Source organism: Kouleothrix sp. (assembly GCF_046328425.1).
Classification (GTDB): Bacteria; Chloroflexota; Chloroflexia; order Chloroflexales; family Roseiflexaceae; genus Kouleothrix.
On the sequence record NZ_JAXLWP010000012.1, the window covers coordinates 155,890 to 169,764 of the forward strand.

Genomic DNA, 13,875 nt, shown 5'->3' on the forward strand with positions numbered 1-13,875 from the left:
GTAACTCCTATGATGATAGATCTTCAGTCTGCTCTGTGCCTTGGTGGCGAACATGCAAGGAGCTATAGATATGCGAGAGGCAGTTATCGTTTCGGCCGCGCGCACTGCGGTGGGTAAGGCGCCGCGCGGCGGGCTGCGGAGCGTCCATACCGCCGATCTGGCGGCGGCGGCGATCAATGCGGCGATCGAGCGCGCGCCGGGCCTCGACCCGAAAGAGGTTGAGGATGTGATCCTGGGCTGCGCGATGCCCGAGGCCGAGCAGGGGCTGAACATGGGCCGCGTGGCCGCGCTGCGGGCCGGCCTGCCGGTGGAAGTGCCGGGGCAGACGGTGAACCGCTTCTGCGCCTCGGGCCTGCAGACGATCGCGCTGGCGGCGCAGCAGATCATGAGCGGCATGGCCGACGTGTTGGTGGCCGGCGGCGCCGAGAGCATGAGCCTGGTGCCGATGAGCGGCCACCACTTCGCGCCAAACCCGGCGATGGCCGAGATCAACCCCGAGGTGTACCTGGGCATGGGCCTGACGGCCGAGAACGTCGCTCAGAAGTACGGCGTCAGCCGCGCCGACCAGGACGCCTTTGCACTGAGGTCGCACCTGCGCGCGGCGGCGGCGCAAGACGCCGGCAAGTTCAAAGATGAGATCGTGCCAGTCGAGGTTGAGAATGTCTGGTTCGAGGGCGGCCAGCGCCGCCGCGCCACCACCGTGGTGGACGCCGACGAGGGGCCGCGCCGCGACACCAACGCCGCCGCGCTGGCCAAGCTCAGGCCGGTGTTTGCGGCCAAGGGCAGCGTCACGGCCGGCAACTCGTCGCAGACCAGCGACGGCGCTGCGGCGGTGGTGGTGATGAGCCGCGAGAAGGCCGACGCGCTGGGCATCACGCCGCTGGCGCGGTTTGTGTCGTTCGCGGTGGGCGGCGTGCCGCCCGAGATCATGGGCATCGGCCCAGTGGCGGCGGTGCCGAAGGCGCTGAAGCTGGCCGGCCTGTCGCTGGCCGACATCGACCTGATCGAGCTGAACGAGGCGTTCGCGGCCCAGGCGATCGCGGTGATCCGCGCGCTCGAGATCGACGAGGAAAAGGTAAACGTGAACGGCGGCGCGATTGCGCTGGGCCACCCGCTGGGCTGCTCGGGCGCGAAGCTGACAGTGCAGATCCTGCACGAGCTGAAGCGCAGCGGCGGGCGCTACGGCCTGGTGACGATGTGCGTAGGCGGCGGCCAGGGCGCCGCGGGCGTGATCGAGCGCCTGAGCTAGGCGCTTTAGCTGCTCGAAACAGAGGCAGCCACACAGCCACGCAGCCGGCGCGTCGTGCCGGCTGCGTGGCTGTGTGGTTTATGCAATCCCGTACTCCTGGCGCATGCGCTCGAAGCCGCGCTCGGTCAGCTGGGCCAGCTCGGCCAGCAGCGCCGGGTCGAGCGCCGTGAAGTTGAAGCACGATTTCCCCTGCATGCGCTTTTGGAGCGCCGGCGCGATGCCCTCGAGCAGGTCGGGGTACATGTACACGGGCATCAGGTGGTAGCTGACATAGTTCTTTTTGATCTGCACTGCGCCGAAGAACAGCTCTTTCTTCCATTGCTCGACGTAGGGCGTATTGAGCGAATAGCCGCTGGCGGTGTCGGCCTCGACCTTCAGCCACGCGGCGAATGGCTCGATAATCGCTTTGAGCTGCGCGAATACGTCTGCGAGCTGCGCGGGCTGTGCCATAGTGTGCCTCCTCATGGGATCCAGCCGCGAAAGAAATACAGCCCGGCCAGCAGCAGGTTCACCGCCAGCAGCAGCAGCGCCACCAGCCGGAAACGCGGGCCGCCGAGCTGCGCGGCCAGCGGGATGTACAGCGGGAACGCCAGCAGAATATGACGCGGCAGCGCCATGTATGGGTTGATGTCGCCGATATAGTAGCACAGCGCCAGCCCAACGATCGCCAGCGTGTACAGCCGCTCGAGCGGGTGCATGCGCGGCAGGCTCAGCAGCGCCGCAGCCACCAGCGCCCAGCCCAGCAGCAGATCGATCAGCAGGTGGTAGTTCGGGTCCGAGCGCGCGATCAGCCGCAGCTGGTCGATCAGCAGCTCCCACGGCCAGGCGATCCGCTGCCCGGCGACAATCCCCGCGCGCGACACCAGGATCTTATGCAGCAGGTCGAGCGGCCCGCGCGCCGCCGCCAGCGCGGCCATGTCGCCGAGCGCGGCGACGCGGTAGAGCACGAAGGCGGCGTAGGCCAGCGGCACCAGCGCGGCTGCGGCAGCGTGCCACCAGCGCGTGCGCCGCGCGCGGATGGCGGCCAGCAGCCCCCAGGCCAGCGGCAGCGCCAGCGCCAGCCCCTGCTGGCGCGTGAGTGTGGCCAGGCCGGCCAGCAGCCCGGCCAGCCACCAGCGCTCGGCGCGCATCGCCCACAGCGCGGCCACCGCCAGCGCCAGAAACGTGCTTTCGGTGTAGGGCGCCAGCAGAACAAAGCCAGGCGGCACCAGAAACAGCAGCCAGGCTGCCCGGCGCGCGCTGGCGGCGTCGGCGAAGCGCGCGACGTAGCGCTCGAACACCACAAATAGCACGCTCGCCGCCAGCGTCGATACTAGCAGCAGCGCCAGCGCAATGTTGCCGCCGGCCAGGGGCGCCAGCAGGGCGCCCAGCAGCGGGTAGAGCGGGTGGAAGTTGGCGGTGTTTTCGCGCACGCTGTAGCCATGCTCGACGATCGCGTAGTACAGCACTGCGTCGTAGCGCAGCCATGGCTGCAGCAGCACGCGGTCGAGCCAGGCGGCCAGCGGCGCACCGCCCGGCGCGAGCGCTATGCGCGCCTCGGCGGGGGTGCGCGGGAACAGCGCGCTGATCGGCAGCGCCAGCAGGCCGTAGAGCAGCCGTAGCAGCAGCACCGCCCCGGCCGCCGTTGCGGCCGAGGCGATTGTGGTTGGCGGCGGTAGTGGGCCGGCCGGCTGGCGCTGCTGCTCGGGTCGTATGCTCATGCAAGTACCGGTGGTTGGTCGCGCAGGCGCGCAATAGTTGTAGAACCTACGCAGTTGGTGCCCTCAGCCTTTGGCAGAGCGGTACTCTTCTCCGTAGTGTGTGCGGTTTTTCCCCGCTCCGCGCTGCCGCAGGCTCAATCGCGTACCTTGAGCAAGCCGAGGCACGCAAGTGCGTAACTCCTAAGTTAGTTTCTTTACGTCAGCTGCGCGCCTGGAATGATTTCAGCATCTGCTCGCCGTACTCGCCGAGCGGAGTGAGCTTGTAAATATGCGCGCCATTGGCGATGTAGTAGAACTGATTCGGCGCCAGCTCGATGTTCAGGGTTACCTGGTAGCCCTGCAGATTATCGATCACGACCGGCACGCGATTGCCCTGCACCTTGGCGCTGTCGAGCCACTGATCGAGCGGGAGCTTGCCGCTGTTGCTGAAAACGTCGACCGTGAACTGCGGCAGCTCGGGCAGCCCGCTGTCGCTCGCCGCGAGCGCCGTGTCGCTGAAGCGGATCTGCCCCAGCAGGCCGGCCGGCGTCTGCGCAGCAGGATCGCTCGCCGCTTGATACGTGCTAGGGTATTGGATGGAAAAGCCCAGCGCCTTGTCGCTGAATACCTGCCATTGTACCGGCTGTTCGGTCGGAGCGCCAGCGGTAGCTGGGCTGCCGTCGGCGCTGCCGGGCGCGCCAGGCTCACTTCCGCTTGAAGTCTGCACAGTGCCTCCTGGGCTTGTCACCACCGGCTCGGTCGCGCCCGCTCCGGGGGTGAGCGCTGAGGTATCGCTGCCTGGGCTGGCGGCGCTGCTGGCCAGGCTCCCCGGCGCCTGGCTGTCGGCCGATTGCGATGCGTACGTTGGGAGAAGTGTCGGCTGGCCTGCTGCCGGCGCCGCCACAGCCGAGGCGCCCGCCTGGCCGGCCGAGCCCGTGTTCGCCGCGCTGCCACAGCCGGCCAACATCCCCACCGCCAGCGCAAGCGCCAATGCGCGTACAATGTGTGTGTTCATCAACTCCTCCATGTGCCACGTTAGCAGGTCACACCTGCTCTTACTTTCAAAAACACAGCGGTTCGACAATGCCACGCCGATGTATTTCCACGAAAGAGTGACGTAGCTCGCGGGGAAATTGTTCCACCTATTGTATTGCTCCCGCGACGGCTAAAAAGAAGGGGTGCGAGCGAGGCCAGGCCCCCCCCCCCCACCCCTCCTGTGTACGCCCTGCCGTGTGGCGAGGCGCTGTAGGGCGACCGCCGGGCTACGCCGCATTGCGCCATGCAATCAGGTTGTTGAACACATCCTGCGTGATGCGCGTGCCGCTGTTGTACGGCTGGCCATACAGCCCGACGCCATTGGTATGAACGGCGATGCTGCAGGGGTTGCAGCCCGAGATAGCGTTGTAGACGGGCGAGCCGCTTTCGCCGCCGGTGGTGTCGTTGGCGTAGAAAATCTTGCGGGCGTAGGTGACGCGCACGAAATCGTTCGCGGCCCACTGGGTGTACGGCTTATCGCCGGGGTAGCCCTGCACGATCGTGCCCTGGCCGTTGAGCGTGGCCGATTGCCAGCGGAAGCCGAACCAGCCGACGGTGTTGCCGACCTTGCAGTTCAGCTTGACCGCGCCGTAGTCGTAGTCGGAATTGCCGCTCACTGTCCAGCCCGTCACCGAATACAGGCGGCGCGCAGTGCAGTAGCCGTACGGCGCCGAGGTGCCGGTGTAGCCGGGGTAGATACGCACGTTCGTCGACCAGGCGCCACCGTCGAATACACAGTGCCCGGCGGTGACGGCCGTATCTGCGCCGATCATCCAGGCAGTGCACCGCCCGGTGCTCATGGTCATCAGGGCGACCGCGCGGGCGGGGTAGGCCTTGGTATTGCTGATGGGGTAGCGGTTGTCGGGGCCAATGATGCTCTCCGGCTCGGCGCCGGCCGTCACGCCGCGCAGGCGCGGCAGCGCGATAACCGCGCCCTTGCCGGCGCCACCCTGGCCGGCAAATGCCGGCGAGTAGGTTTGGCCGATCGCTTCGGCGGAGGCTGCGGCCGGCATACTGCCATCGCTCGAGACGACCGTGTTCGGATTGAATGCCGGTTTGGCGGTTGAGGATTGGGCGCCGACTGGTACGGCCCCGATCAGCAGAGCTAGCGCTGCAACGAGCACGATCGTAGCCTTGCGAACGGGGGTGTTGAAGATGAGTGAACTGCGCATAGTAGTGCTCCTTGTAATGCCGATCATTAACAATCCATAGCCTGAGATGGGTGGCGCGTATGGTCTGCTACATCACCTCCTGCGAAAAAAGCATGCCGAATGCTTTTTGTATCTAGTGCTGTTTCTGATGGTTTAATCTGGTGGTTTTATTGCTGTTCTGATAATTGAACGTGCGGCGATGTGCGTTTTACATGAATATTTTGTTAACTTTGCGATTACGAATGCTTGCTGCCGGGCTTCATTCTCGACTCGTACACTCGCCCGGCTCACGACAGGAGCGGGCGGCAAGCGTGTAGGTGCGGTTTTCAACCGCACGGCGGATATTCAACCGCACGTGGCAGATATTCAGCCGCACGATTGACGAGAAGGAGCGAGGCGGCAAGCGTGTAGGTGCGGTTTTCAACCGCACGGCGGATATTCGACCGGGCATCTCACCGGGGATATTCAACCGCACGATTGACGAGAAGGAGCGAGGCGGCAAGCGTGTAGGTGCGGTTTTCAACCGCACGTGGCGGATATTCAACCGCACGATTGACGAGAAGGAGCGAGGCGGCAAGCCGTGTCTCCCAGCGCGAACGAGCGGTGTTAGGCGTGTAGGTGTGGTTTTCAACCGCACGATTGACGTGAAGGAGCGGTACCCCAAGCATATGAACATCCACCGTTACTATGTGCCGAATGCGATTGTCTTCATCACCCAAGTGGTCGATCGACGCGCGCCGGTGTTTCGCGAGCCACAACATGTCGAACTGCTACGGGGGGTTCTTGGCCAGGTGAAGGAGCTGCATCCGTTTGCTATGCTCGGATATGTATTTTTGCCCGATCACCTTCATCTGCTCATCCGGCCAACGGGCGAGAGCAATTTCAGCGATATTATGCACTCGCTCAAGCCGCATTTCACGAAGCAGTACAAGGCCCTGCTCGGTATCTCTGGTGGAATGAAATTCTGGCAGAAACGCTTCTGGGATCACGTCATCCGAGATGAGCACGACTTCGAGCGACATCTTGACTACATCCACTACAACCCGGTAAGCCACCGGCTCGTCGAGAGGCCCGAAGAGTGGCCGCACAGCAGCTACCATTACTGGCGCGAGAAGGGTGCCTACCCGGCAGGGTGGGGATGGGGCGAGCCAGGCACGATCCGAAACCGCGATTGGCAGCCTTCCGAAGGCGGTTGACCAACAACCCGCGCGGCTAGAAGCCGGGCAGCCTGCGTAGACAACCCGCGCGGCTAGAAGCCGCGCCTACAGTGAGGGACAATGCAGTGCACAAGAGCGAGGGTAGGCGCGGTATGCAACCGCGCAATCGGCGCACAAGAGCGAGGGTAGGCGCGGTATGCAACCGCGCAACCGGCGCACAAGAGCGAGGGTAGGCGCGGTTTGGAACCGCGCAATCGGCGTAAACAACCCGCGCGGCTAGAAGCCGCGCCTACAGCCGGGGATGGAGCCAATGCCCAAGAGCGAGGGTAGGCGCGGTTTGCAACCGCGCAATGTAGGCGGTTTGCAGCCGCGCAATCGGATCACAAGAGCGAGGGTAGGCGCGGTATGCAACCGCGCAACCGGCGCCCAAGGGAATGGTAGGCGCGGTTTGTAACCGCGCAATGTAGGCGCGGTTTGCAACCGCGCAATGTAGGCGCGGTTTGTAACCGCGCAATGTAGGCGCGGTATGGAACCGCGCAATCGGCACCCAAGGGTAATGGTAGGCGCGGTTTGGAACCGCGCAATGGTCGGCGCGGTATGGAACCGCGCAATCGGCGCCCAAGGGTAATGGTAGGCGCGGTTTGGAACCGCGCAATGGTCGGCGCGGTATGGAACCGCGCAATCGGCACCCAAGGGTAATGGTAGGCGCGGTTTGCAACCGCGCAATGGTCGGCGCGGTTTGTAACCGCGCAATCGGCACCCAAGGGTAATGGTAGGCGCGGTTTGCAACCGCGCAACCGGCGCACAAGAGCGAGGGTAGGCGCGGTTTGCAACCGCGCAATGTAGGCGCGGTTTGCAACCGCGCAACCGAGGCTGGCACGGCTGCATTTCTTCTGCCGTCGGTGAGGGCGTGTGAAGCAGGGATTGCACGAAGGGAATCAGCGGCCGCACGAAGCAAGCACGCGCAGCACGAAAGGAGTCAGCGATTGCACGAAGGGAGTCAGCGGCTGCACGAAGCGAGCACGCGCTGCACGAAGGGAGTCAGCGGTTGCACGAAGCGAGCACGCGCTGCGCGAAGGGAGTCAGCGGCTGCGCGAAGGGAATCAGCCGTTGCACGAAGCCTGCTTCGGCGGCGGCACGCTACTGGCGCTGCCCTGGCAGCCAGCCTGCCTCGCAATCAAGGCATGCATCGGCGGCAGGCTCAGCGGCCGTGGGCCACGGTTTCCCCGAGCGCGCCTTCTTTGTGTCTTTGATGTTGGCGGGTTTCCAGGGCGAGAGCCAATCCATGTCAAATCGCCACAAAGACACAAAGACGCAAAGGATATGCGGCTGCAGCGCGCCTTCGAGACTTTGTGTCTTTGTGGCAAACGTCTATGGTCACCGTATTTGAAAGGTATCGCGGCTAGCTGTACTGTGGCAGCCAGTCGCCATGCGCGGCGATTAGGTCGTCGACAAGCGACCAGATCTGGTCGAGATCCAGCTCGGCGCCGGTGTGCGGATCGAGCATGGCCGCGTGGTAGATATGCTCGCGCTTGCGCGTCAGCGCTGCCTCGACGGTGAGCGCCTGCACGTTGACGTTTGTCTGCATCAGCGCGGCCAGCTGCGGCGGCAGCGCGCCGATCTTGGTCGGCTGGAGGCCGCTTTTGTCGACGAGCACCGGCACCTCGACGCAGCAGCCCTGTGGCAGGTTGTCGATCAGGCCGTGGTTCGGCACATTGCCGTAGATTACGCGCGGCGTGCCCGTCTCGATCGAGTGAATGATCAGCGAGCCGTACTCGGGGCTGCGCCGCACTTCGATCGGCTCGTCGCTCTCGTACAGCGCCTTCATGGCGTGCCAGCCGGCGATCTGGTTTTCGCAGCGCGTAATGTACTCGTCGAGCGGGATGTTGAAGCGCTCGATCAGGTCGGGGCGGTCGCGCTTGATGAACCAGGGCGTGTATTCGCTGAAGTGCTCGCTCGACTCGGTGACGAAGTACCCCAGGCGCTTGAACATCTCGTAGCGCACGCGGTTGTGCCCCGGCACGCGGTTTTCGTCGATCACCTGGCGGATGCGCGGGTACAGGCTCGCGCCGTTGTGCTCGAAGCGCAGGTAGAACGCCACGTGGTTGATGCCGGCGCAGACATAGTTGATCTCTTCAAACGGCACGCCGATGTCGTGCGCAAGCTCGTGCGCGGTGTGCTGCACGCTGTGGCACAGGCCCACTGTCTTGATCGAGCTGGCGCGGCTGATCGCCCAGCAGTTCATAGCCATAGGGTTGACATATTGGAGGAACGTGACGTTCGGGCACAGCTCTTCCATGTCGCGGCACATGTCGAGCAGCACCGGTATGGTACGCAGCCCGCGCATCACCCCGCCGATGCCAAGCGTGTCGGCGATCGTCTGGCGCAGGCCATACTTCTTGGGGATCTCGAAATCGACCACGGTGCCGGGCTTGTAGCCGGCCACCTGGATCATGCAGATCGCGTAGTCGGCGCCATCGAGCGCGCGGCGGCGGTCGGTGGTGGCCTCGATCGTGGGGTTGGCGCCAAGCGTGGCGGCGAGCTTGCGCGCAACGATCTCGGAGGTGCGCAGGCGCTCGGCGTCGATGTCGAACAGGCTGATCGTCGAGTTCGCCAGCTCGGGGAAGCCGAGGATGTCGCCGATCAGGTTTTTCGCGAACACGGTGCTGCCAGCGCCGATAAACGTTATTTTCGCCATGGTGAAGCCTTTCTTCAAGAGAGCGGCACTTGTCGGTGTATGCTGCTCAGTTCTGGTCGCGCGATCAGTTCTTTGTCTGGAACGTTGCACCGTGTTTCGTTGCCATGGTGAGCGAAGCTTTGCTTCCTCAATGATGCAGCGCGGAGATGCTTCACTTCGTTCAGCATGACATGGATGTTCGATGGCCTTGGAAATACGCGACACCGGCTGACAGTGTACTCGCGCCTTTACACTCTGCGAATGCGCCGCACGGTGCTGCCGAAGTCGCTCAGCTCGATCCGCAGGCCGGCGTGCATCCAGGCGCTGCCCGAGCGCGCGCCGTCGAAGCCTTCCACCTCGTAGCGCGCGCTTGGGTCGAGCCCGCGCAGGTAGAGCGGCGGCAGCAGCGCTGGCGGCGGCAGGTGTGTGCGAAACGCGAACAGCACGCCCTCGGCGCGGTCTTTGCCGACGTATTGTACCGCCGAGAAGCCGTGGGCCTGCGGCGACCGCAGCCGGAACTGGTCGCCAAACTGCACAAGGTGGCGGATGGTTTTGTAGTGCGCGATATGCCGCGCGGCCTCGGCGCGCTGCGCCTCGCTCCAGCGCCCGAGGTGCCCGCCCACGCCCAGCACGCCGCACATGCTCACGTGGAAGCGAAACTCCAGCGGCAGGTAGCCCGCGCCCATGTCGGTGACCCACGCCTCCATGGTGTTGGCCGGGAACACCTGCGAGAAGCCCTCCTGGATGCCCAGGCGCGCGGTCGGCTCGGTGTTGTCGCTCACCCAGATCTGGTCGGCCAGGCGCAGCATTCCCAGGTCGGCGCGGCCGCCGCCGCCCGAGCAGCTCTGCCAGATCACGTGCGGGTGGCGCTCGCGCAGCGTGCCCCAGATGCGGTACAGGCCCTGAACGTAGCGCACCCACAGCTCGCGCGGGTCGCCAGGCGCGCCGGGCCAGCCAGGCTCGCTGACATTGCGGTTCATGTCCCACTTGATGAACGTGATGTTGTGCTCGGCCAGCAGCCGGTCGAGATGGTCGATCAGGTAGTCTTGTACGTCGCGGCGCGCGATGTTCAGGATCAACTGGTTGCGCGCCTCGGTGCGCTGGCGGGTGGGGAAGTGGATGGCCCACTCGGGGTGCGCGCGGTACAGGTCGCTGTCGGGATTGACCATCTCGGGCTCGATCCACAGGCCGAAGTCCATGCCCAGCGCGTTGACGCGCTCGATCAACGGCGTGAGGCCATTGGGGAACTTGCGCGCGTCGGGCCACCAATCGCCCAGGCCGGCGTTGTCGTGGTTGCGGCCGTGGAACCAGCCGTCGTCCATTACAAACAGCTCGACGCCCATGGCGGCGGCGCGCTCGGCCAGCGCGGCCTGCGAATGCTCGTCGACATCGAACTCGGTGGCTTCCCACGAGTTATACAGCACCTGGTGAACCGCGCCGCCGTGCGGCAGAAACGTGTCGCGGATCAGGTCGTGCAGCTGGCGGCTGGCCGGCCCGAAGCCGGCGGCGCTGTAGCCGGCGTAGCTGCTGGGCGTGGCGAATGTTTCGCCGCCGCCGAGGCGCCACGCGAAATCCCAGTCGTTCAGGCCAACGCTGACGCGCGTGGATAGAAAGTCGGTCACTTCGGCGCTGATGCGCCAGTTGCCGCTCCAGGCCAGCACGCCAAACCACACTTCGCCGTGCTCCTCGTCAGCGGCGCCGCGGTCGATCGCAAACCAGGGGCTGTGGTGGTGGCTGGTGGTGATCCGCCGGCTGTCGATCGTCTTGACGCCGTGTGCGAGCGTCTCGCGGCGCAGGTGCATCTCGTCGTTGTGGCGGCCTGTCAGGTGCGTCAGGCGGTATGTGTCGCCGGGCGGCAGGTGCCACTGCGCCGACCAGACGCGCTCGAGCGTGACCGGCGCGTCGCCGTCGTTGCGTACGGTGGCCCAGCGCTCGATCAGGTCGTAGCGCTCGTGGGCGCGGTAGTGCAGCGTCACAGCCAGCGGGTAGGCGCTGTCGCGCAGGCGCACGCGCAGCTCGGGCGTATCGCCGGGCAGCACCTCGGCGGCCTCGAAGCGCAGCACCACGTCGCGCACGCCGTCGGCGAACGCCAGCTTGAGGCACGGCTCGGCGAACTTGTGGCCCGCGTGGCCGGGGTACTCTTCGGGGGTGAGCTGGGCCGGGTGGTTGAACGACGCCCAGCCCAGCGGGTCGGGCGCGGCCGGGTAGTCGGCCGGGTCGTTCAGTCGCGCGCCCCAGTAGCGATGCGCCAGCAGGCCGGCCGGGTTCAGGCCTAGCGCGTAGCCGGTGGCGTCTGTCTCGATCACCCAGCCGTGCTCGGTTGCATGGATCGGCATGGAGGAACTCCTGTCTCAGAGATTAGGGCCAGAGCCGCTGCGGGATAATGATCTCGCGCCGAATGCTGATCCGCGCGTCGTTTGGCTCGCCCTGCAGCGCCACGCGCTCGCTGATGTACACAAACCAGAGCCGGGTGATGCGCCAGTACACCACCGGCGCGGTACGAATGCGGCTGCGGGTGTCGACCGGCGGCGTCCAGCCGTCGGCGGCGAGGTTGCGCGTCGCCGTGAAGAACCAGCCATAGGCCGCGCCTGGCGCGTGGTACGAGATCCGCTGCTCGCCGAGGCCGGACGAGCGCACCTGGACATCGCTGGCGCCGGGGGCGATCAGCCGGCTCTGCAGCGAGCGGCCAGCGCCCTGCGCGCCGGCGAAGCCGGCCGCCACCAGCACCAGCCCGATCGCCAGAGCGATCAGCGCGACCAGCCTGCGATTCATACTGCTGTACACCCGGCCCTACGTCCCGAGCACATTCCCAGCCCGCGGCGACACGCGCTGCGCAGGCCGTGCTATTTTACGCGAAAAATCGCGGGTTCAGGAACCACCAGCAGCCCCACGCGTTCACCAGCACGCCCAGCACGATCAGCGCGCGCATGGTAGCGCTGACGCGCGCGCCAGCGGCGAGCGCCAGCAGCACCAGCACCGGCGTCATGAAATCGAGGCTGAAGCGGTAGCCGAACTGCCACCAGCCGGTGTTGTAGTAGGTGAGCAGCGGGACGAGCAGCAGCGCAAGCGCCAGCCACGCGCCGATCGCCAGCGCCGAACGCTGGCGCGCGCGCGCCAGGTAGATCAGCGCCGGCGTGGTGATCAGCAGGCTCATGCCGTCGATTGTCGGCACGATCTGGCGCCTGGCCACATTCCACACCGGCCCGGCCAGCAGCATAGCCCACAGGTTGTGCGGCACGTAGCGCAGATTAAACTGGCCATACAGCAGCAGGTCGGCGGCCAGCTCGCGCGCGACGTTCTGGCGCAGGTAGCCGAAATCGAGCGGGTTGCCGAAGCGCAGCTTGTTGTAGGCCAGCAGCAGCGCGCCGCTCAGCGCCAGCGGCGCCGCCAGCACGGCCGCCCAGCCGGCCAGCCGGCGCGCGCTGAGCCCGCCAGGCCGCGCGGCGGCGTGCTGGATGCCGATCGCCAGCAGCAGCGGGTAGCACAGCGCCACGTGCGGGCGCGCCAGCATGGCCACGGCGAGCATCGCGCCGGCCAGCAGCGCCGAGCCGGTGGCCACCGCGCTCCAGGCGGCCGCGAGCATGAACGTGACGGTGCAGAGCTGCGCTAGAAACCAGACCGAGCCGAGCGTCGACATGTACCAGTGCACCGAGCCAACCGCGAACAGCGCCGTGAGCCACAGGTTGCCCTCGCGGCCGAGCTTGCTCCAGTCGCGGCGCGCCAGCGCGTCGAGCAGCAGAAACGCCAGCGCCACATTCGCGCCGCCGACGACCGCGCCAAACAGCACGGTGCTGACGCGCGCCACGCCGGCGGCCGCGACCCACGGCAGCAGCAGCAGCGCCGGCAGCGGCGGGAACGGCACATACCACGCGCCGTTGAACGGCGCCAGGTCGACGGTGGCGGGTGGGTTGCTCAGGCCCAGCCGGCCGTGCAGGAATGCGTCGGCCAGCAGGTTGAAGTAGGCGCTGTCGGGCGAGCCCCAGCGGCCAAGCAGGGCTGCCGTGAGCGCGTAGAGCGCGCCGCAGACGAAGAGCAGCGCCAGCGCGACGGGCCATGCGCGCGGCTGCCTGGCCGCAGTGTTAGGATACGGGGCGTTCATGGAGTGGTTGCTTTCGTAAAAAGGCGTGGGCCGCCAGCGCCAGCAGCACCGTCTCGCCGACATTCCACCAGAAGTGTACATCAAGGCGTATCGCGGTTGTGACGGCCGGCAGGCGGCACAGAAACGTGCCCTGCGTCGTGTCGCTGCGCGCCAGCCAGCCGTCCTGGCCGAGGATGCCGGGCAAGCCCTGCGCGGTGATCTTTGTGACGCCCATGCGGCGCAGCTCGGCCAGCACCTCGAGGTAGCGCGTGAACATGTAGGTGTGCTCGAGGGTGTGCGCGGCGGCCCAGAGCAGCAGCAGCCAGGCCCAGCGGTTGCGCATGCCGCCGGCAATCAGCGCGACAACCAGCACCAGCACGGTCCAGTTCCAGACAAAATGCACCCACTCGCTGTTGGCCGGCGAGAGCAGCCCGGTCGAGGCGCGCGCGCTCCAGTTCAGCACGTGGTACTGGAGCCACTGGGCGGCGTGCTCGGCGCCATGGAAGCCCTGAGCCACCAGCAGCATGCCCAGCGCCATCACGACATAGCCGTAGCGCCGCGCGTCGGCGCGCCACTTCAGCACGCCGGGGAGCAGCAGCAGCGCCAGCCCGGCCGCCACCGCCACCCACAGCGGCTGGCGGTACACGCGCACCAGCGCGGTGCCAAGCGCGGCGCCCAGGCCGAGCGTGGCGAGCAGCAGCCAGGTATACTCGCGCGGGTTCAGCAGCGCCAGGATGGGGAAACGCGTTTGCGTCCATGTCGCCGGTTGGGTTGTCATAGGTCAAGCCCCTTCTGCCAGCGGCAGCGCCAGAGCGCGCTGCCGAAGGCAAAAATACCCACCGCCTAAGC

The 13,875-nt window shown here is 66.2% G+C and carries 11 protein-coding genes; 2 read left to right on the forward strand and 9 right to left on the reverse strand.

The features are described from left to right. Nucleotides 1–70 precede the first annotated feature (70 nt). Entirely contained in the window at nucleotides 71–1,249 is a 1,179-nt protein-coding gene (locus U0177_RS13130; RefSeq protein WP_409571088.1) for a thiolase family protein, read from the forward strand. 78 nt (nucleotides 1,250–1,327) lie between these two features. Here the strand turns inward: U0177_RS13130 and U0177_RS13135 are convergent, their stop codons facing one another. The 4 genes from U0177_RS13135 to U0177_RS13150 form a co-directional block, all read right to left on the reverse strand. After that, nucleotides 1,328–1,699 carry a hypothetical protein gene (locus U0177_RS13135; RefSeq protein ID WP_409571089.1) on the reverse strand — a complete coding sequence of 124 codons (372 nt, stop codon included), beginning with the start codon at nucleotides 1,697–1,699 and terminating at the stop codon, nucleotides 1,328–1,330. 11 nt (nucleotides 1,700–1,710) lie between these two features. Next, complete coding sequence (locus U0177_RS13140; protein ID WP_409571090.1) at nucleotides 1,711–2,949, reverse strand: mannosyltransferase family protein; 1,239 nt, start codon at nucleotides 2,947–2,949, stop codon at nucleotides 1,711–1,713. 199 nt (nucleotides 2,950–3,148) lie between these two features. Further along, the gene (locus tag U0177_RS13145; RefSeq protein WP_409571091.1) at nucleotides 3,149–3,943 is read right to left on the reverse strand and encodes a hypothetical protein; all 795 of its coding nucleotides are present in this window, start codon (nucleotides 3,941–3,943) and stop codon (nucleotides 3,149–3,151) included. Nucleotides 3,944–4,190: 247 nt separating this feature from the next. Beyond that, nucleotides 4,191–5,135, reverse strand: coding sequence for a trypsin-like serine peptidase (locus tag U0177_RS13150; RefSeq protein ID WP_409571092.1), 945 nt, complete (start codon nucleotides 5,133–5,135; stop codon nucleotides 4,191–4,193). A gap of 296 nt (nucleotides 5,136–5,431) precedes the next feature. On the opposite strand from U0177_RS13150, the gene U0177_RS13155 reads away from it, so the two are divergent. After that, nucleotides 5,432–6,310 carry an REP-associated tyrosine transposase gene (locus tag U0177_RS13155; protein WP_409571093.1) on the forward strand — a complete coding sequence of 293 codons (879 nt, stop codon included), beginning with the start codon at nucleotides 5,432–5,434 and terminating at the stop codon, nucleotides 6,308–6,310. Between the two features lie 1,363 nt (nucleotides 6,311–7,673). On the opposite strand, the gene U0177_RS13160 is transcribed toward U0177_RS13155, so the two are convergent. The 5 genes from U0177_RS13160 to U0177_RS13180 all read right to left on the reverse strand — a co-directional run bounded on the left by U0177_RS13160 (nucleotide 7,674) and on the right by U0177_RS13180 (nucleotide 13,804). Beyond that, nucleotides 7,674–8,969, reverse strand: a complete 1,296-nt coding sequence (locus tag U0177_RS13160) for an alpha-glucosidase/alpha-galactosidase (protein WP_409571094.1) — start codon at nucleotides 8,967–8,969, stop codon at nucleotides 7,674–7,676. Between the two features lie 227 nt (nucleotides 8,970–9,196). Then, nucleotides 9,197–11,284: an alpha-galactosidase gene (locus U0177_RS13165; RefSeq protein WP_409571095.1), complete on the reverse strand. Its 2,088-nt coding sequence runs from the start codon at nucleotides 11,282–11,284 to the stop codon at nucleotides 9,197–9,199. Between the two features lie 22 nt (nucleotides 11,285–11,306). Then, nucleotides 11,307–11,720, reverse strand: coding sequence for a hypothetical protein (locus tag U0177_RS13170; RefSeq protein ID WP_409571096.1), 414 nt, complete (start codon nucleotides 11,718–11,720; stop codon nucleotides 11,307–11,309). A gap of 76 nt (nucleotides 11,721–11,796) precedes the next feature. Beyond that, complete coding sequence (locus tag U0177_RS13175; RefSeq protein ID WP_409571097.1) at nucleotides 11,797–13,047, reverse strand: hypothetical protein; 1,251 nt, start codon at nucleotides 13,045–13,047, stop codon at nucleotides 11,797–11,799. Next, on the reverse strand, nucleotides 13,028–13,804 hold the full coding sequence (locus U0177_RS13180) for a hypothetical protein (RefSeq protein WP_409571098.1): 777 nt from the start codon (nucleotides 13,802–13,804) through the stop codon (nucleotides 13,028–13,030). Before U0177_RS13180 ends, U0177_RS13175 begins: the two co-directional genes overlap by 20 nt. Between the last annotated feature and the right edge of the window lie 71 nt (nucleotides 13,805–13,875).

Bases quoted from the DNA above. Each gene is read 5' to 3' on its own strand.
- U0177_RS13130 (WP_409571088.1), top strand. From the start codon at position 71: ATGCGAGAGGCAGTTATCGTTTCGGCCGCGCGCACTGCGGTGGGTAAG.
- U0177_RS13180 (WP_409571098.1), bottom strand. From the start codon at position 13,804: ATGACAACCCAACCGGCGACATGGACGCAAACGCGTTTCCCCATCCTG.
- U0177_RS13170 (WP_409571096.1), bottom strand. From the start codon at position 11,720: ATGAATCGCAGGCTGGTCGCGCTGATCGCTCTGGCGATCGGGCTGGTG.
- U0177_RS13165 (WP_409571095.1), bottom strand. From the start codon at position 11,284: ATGCCGATCCATGCAACCGAGCACGGCTGGGTGATCGAGACAGACGCC.
- U0177_RS13135 (WP_409571089.1), bottom strand. From the start codon at position 1,699: ATGGCACAGCCCGCGCAGCTCGCAGACGTATTCGCGCAGCTCAAAGCG.
- U0177_RS13150 (WP_409571092.1), bottom strand. From the start codon at position 5,135: ATGCGCAGTTCACTCATCTTCAACACCCCCGTTCGCAAGGCTACGATC.
- U0177_RS13145 (WP_409571091.1), bottom strand. From the start codon at position 3,943: ATGAACACACACATTGTACGCGCATTGGCGCTTGCGCTGGCGGTGGGG.
- U0177_RS13175 (WP_409571097.1), bottom strand. From the start codon at position 13,047: ATGAACGCCCCGTATCCTAACACTGCGGCCAGGCAGCCGCGCGCATGG.
- U0177_RS13140 (WP_409571090.1), bottom strand. From the start codon at position 2,949: ATGAGCATACGACCCGAGCAGCAGCGCCAGCCGGCCGGCCCACTACCG.
- U0177_RS13160 (WP_409571094.1), bottom strand. From the start codon at position 8,969: ATGGCGAAAATAACGTTTATCGGCGCTGGCAGCACCGTGTTCGCGAAA.